Annotated in this window: 1 protein-coding gene; it reads left to right on the top strand. The window is 67.8% G+C overall.

All coding sequences use genetic code 11. The features are described 5' to 3' along the window. On the top strand, positions 1-373 hold a 373-nt coding region (locus tag AC1DDH_RS20820; protein WP_476956269.1), incomplete at both ends, for a hypothetical protein.

Here is a 373-nt window from a genome sequence, read left to right as displayed (position 1 = left end):
GGATTGGGGTCGCGATTTCCGGGCCGCTCCTCGGCGGCTGGATCAAGAGCCATTTCTCCGGCGAGGCCACGTTCTTCATGGGCATCTATGCCGCCGGGCTCGGTATCGGGGCAACGTTGGCGGCGGTGGGTAGCGAGGTCATCGCCCACGCCGGTGGCGGCTGGCGGCTGGGCGCCGGCATCTGGGCCGTGGTCTGCGTCCTCGCCATTGTGAGCTGGCGCCGCCTGACATCGGCATTTCCGTCGAAGTCGCACGCTGCCCGTGTGGAAGCCGCGGTCAGCCGTGCGCCATGGCGCTCGGGGCGGGCCTGGCTGATTGCCATGTATTTCGGGATCGGTCAGTTCATCTGCTACGCCTGCTTCGCCTGGGTAGG

Source organism: Arthrobacter sp. 10T425 (assembly GCF_056393985.1).
The sequence above is the reverse complement of the archived record's forward strand: the minus strand, read 5'-3'. Positions and strand labels throughout refer to the sequence as shown.